This is a genomic window from Xanthomonas sp. SHU 308 (assembly GCF_000364645.1).
GTDB classification, from domain to species: Bacteria; Pseudomonadota; Gammaproteobacteria; order Xanthomonadales; family Xanthomonadaceae; genus Xanthomonas_A; species Xanthomonas_A sontii.
Genome location: NZ_AQOK01000449.1, coordinates 1 through 2,792, shown reverse-complemented (window position 1 = coordinate 2,792; position 2,792 = coordinate 1). Strand labels below are relative to the sequence as shown.

Genomic DNA, 2,792 nt, shown 5'->3' with positions numbered 1-2,792 from the left:
CCGGGCAGGCGGTCCATGTCCTCGGACAGGTCGCCGATGGCATAGCGGCCCATGATCTGCGCCAGGCGCTCGGTCACCGCGATGTGCGCGGCGGCCAGGGCATTGCTGTCGCGGACCATGCGCCCGTAGTCGCCGGGGAAGCTGCTCTCGTCCATGCGATAGCTGGTCTGGCCCCCATCGTGGCGCCGCGCCATCTCGGTCTGCGCGGCCAGCACCTCGCGCAGCTGCTGCTGCATGCGTTGCATGTCGGCCAGCAGCCGACCGCTTTCGTCGCGGCTGGGCACCACGATGCGGGCGTCGAGGCGGCCCTCGGCGATGTCGGCGGCAACGCCGGCGGCGCGGCGCACGTTGCGGGTCAGGGTGATCAGGGTGTGCGCGCAGATCGCCGCGATCAGCAGCGTCAGCACGCCGAGCCCGGCCACCGCGGTCCACATCGCCTGCAGCGAGGCGTCCAGATGACGCTGCGACTGGCGCTGCAGCGCCTGCAACGCGGTGGCGCTCAGCCCGTGCAAGGCCTCGTCCCAGCCATGCAGGGCCGCGTTCCAGCGCTGATCGGCATCGGCGCTGCCGCCGTCCAGGGCCTGCGCCAGTTGCGGCAGGGCGCGATCGGCGACGGCGGCTTCGGCGGCGACCGACTGCGACAGGGCCGGATCCGGCTGTTCGAGCAGGCCCAACGCCTTCTTCAGCTCATGCCGCAGGCGGCCCTGATCGCGGGCCAGTTCGGCGATCTGCGCGCGCAGGACCGGGGTGTCGGCGCCGGCCTGCGAGGGGTCGCGCATCGCGTCCAGCCGGGTCAGGGTCTGGCTGGTCACCGGGGCGTAGATCAGGCTGCTGACCACCAGGTGGTAGCTTTCCACGTAAGGCGTATAGACCAGCTGGCTGTCGTCGCGCAGGGCGTCCAGCGCGTCGTCGGCCTGGTCGGCGACCGCCGCGAAGTCGCTGCGCCTGGTCTGCAGGGTCTGCTGCAATTGCGCCAGCGCCGCCGTGCTGCGCTCGAAGCCGGGCAGGGCCGGCACGGTCCGCTGCAGTTCGCGCAGCGCCCGGTCCGCGGTGTCGCGCGCCTGCGCCGTGTCGGCGACGGCGCCGACCTGTTCTTCCTGCAGGGCCGCCAGCAGCCGCAGCATCTCGCGCAATGGCGCGTAGCTGCGCAGCTCGGCGCGGCTGACCTCCACGCCGTCGCTGAGGGTGCGGGTGTACAGCAGCAGGGGAATGGCCAGCCCGATCAAGGCCAGCACGCCGATCAGGCTGAGCTTGCGCGCAATGGGGAGGTCGTGCCAGACCCGCAAACGCGAGCGGCGGTCGGAGGCGGGCGGAGCGGCGTGGTTCGCGGAGTGCGACGTCATTGCGCGGGTCTCTGGGGGAAAGCGAAAGAAGGCATGCGCTCGCGAGCAAGCGCATGCGATGGGAATGCAGGGGGGCGGACAGCGATCGAACTTCGCCGGGCGAAGACGCGTGCATGCGAGGGGATCGCCAGCACTCCGCCGAATCGGGCAGATCTTTAGCGGCGGCTTGAGACAAAGATTGAATCTGTGATCTCGGCGGAGTTATGCGGCCATCAGGGTTGTGGCGCCCATGTGAGGAAAGGAGTGGGCAGGACATACGCGCTGCGGCGCGCTGCGGATGCAGCGCCGATGCAGGAGCTGCGCGATCTGCGAACGGCCGCACGATTCCGGGATGTGCAGGCCTGTCGAGAAGGCTGCGGGAACCGCGGTGACCGGCGCGTGTTGGCATGTCCTCGCTCGGTCCATTCGCCGATGGACGTGCCGCGCCGCCGTCGCTGGTGTCGCCTGCAGTGGGCGTGATCCGGCCGTGCCGGGCTGGCATCGAGGTCGGGCGAGGCAGGGGCAGTCGGGCGCTGGCGCGCCGTGGCAGGCACGCGATGATGGCGAGGAGGCGCGGGGCGATGGCCGATGGCGGCGCGTGTCGAGCGCGCGTCGGGACAGCCGGCGTTCGATCAGGCAGGGAATGGCGGAATGTGCCGCTGGTGCAGGCGAGGTGGCCAGGCCGTGTGCGCCTGGCCACAGCGGCCTCAGAACTCCCGCCAGGCGTCGCCGTTGCTGGCGGCGGCCACGACCGGACGGCGTGCCGCCGGTTGCGGCGCCGCGCCGGCCTTGCTCGCAACCCGCGCCGCCGGCTTCGCCGGTGCCGCGCGGACCGCGGCCGGCGGCGCGATCGTGGCGACACGGTCGATCTTGAACAGCGCGACTGCATCGCTGAGCTGCACCGCCTGTTCTTCCATCGAACGCGCGGCGGCGGTGGCTTCTTCGACCAGCGCGGCATTCTGCTGGGTGGTCTCGTCCATCTGGGTGACGGTCTGGTTGACCTGCTCGATGCCGGCGGACTGCTCCTGCGAGGCGGCCGAGATCTCGCCCATGATGTCGGTGACACGCTGCACCGAGGCCACGATCTCGCTCATGGTGCGGCCCGCCTGATCGACCAGCGCCGAGCCGGTGGCGACACGGCCGACCGAGTCGTCGATCAAGGTCTTGATCTCCTTGGCGGCGTTGGCCGAGCGCTGGGCGAGGGTGCGCACTTCGCTGGCGACCACGGCGAAACCGCGGCCCTGCTCGCCGGCACGCGCCGCTTCCACCGCGGCGTTGAGCGCCAGGATGTTGGTCTGGAAGGCGATGCCGTCGATGACCGAGATGATGTCGGCGATCCTCTTCGACGAGGCCTCGATGCCGCTCATGGTCTCGACGACCTGGCCGACCACCGCGCCGCCCTGCGAGGCGACCGAGGCGGCGCCCACCGCCAACTGATTGGCCTGGCGGGCGTGTTCGGCGTTCTGCTTC

At 71.1% G+C, this 2,792-nt stretch carries 2 protein-coding genes; both read right to left on the bottom strand.

Annotated elements, in window-relative coordinates; genetic code table 11:
• A partial coding sequence (locus D588_RS24890) for a HAMP domain-containing protein (protein WP_017916483.1) occupies nucleotides 1-1,343 on the bottom strand: 1,343 nt, incomplete at its 3' end.
• A 686-nt stretch (nucleotides 1,344-2,029) separates the two neighbouring features.
• A partial coding sequence (locus D588_RS0114390) for a methyl-accepting chemotaxis protein (protein ID WP_017916482.1) occupies nucleotides 2,030-2,792 on the bottom strand: 763 nt, incomplete at its 5' end.